This window comes from Citrobacter sp. VF227 (assembly GCF_052950715.1).
Genome location: NZ_JBRFVF010000693.1, coordinates 1 through 352 on the forward strand (window position 1 = coordinate 1; position 352 = coordinate 352).

Genomic DNA, 352 nt, shown 5'->3' on the forward strand with positions numbered 1-352 from the left:
CAGGCGCTCTCCCAGCTGAGCTATAGCCCCATCGAATGAATCTCTTTTAACCTTAATTCGTTTTCGGGCGCGGCGTGGTGAAGCGAAGCATACTGAAGTATGCGAGCTTTGCCACAACAAAGCACGAGAGCGAATTTGGTAGGCCTGAGTGGACTTGAACCACCGACCTCACCCTTATCAGGGGTGCGCTCTAACCACCTGAGCTACAAGCCTGCAGAGATTTTTTTACTGCTAATTTTCATCAGACAATCTGTGTGAGCACTACAAAGAACGTTTCTTTAAGGTAAGGAGGTGATCCAACCGCAGGTTCCCCTACGGTTACCTTGTTACGACTTCACCCCAGTCATGAATC

Annotated in this window: 1 tRNA gene and 1 rRNA gene; both read right to left on the reverse strand. The window is 49.1% G+C overall.

From position 1 onward, the window contains the following. Positions 1-136 precede the first annotated feature (136 nt). Positions 137-213, reverse strand: a tRNA-Ile gene (locus ACU8YC_RS28600). Between the two features lie 71 nt (positions 214-284). Further along, positions 285-352 (reverse strand): 16S ribosomal RNA (locus tag ACU8YC_RS28605); the annotation flags it as partial.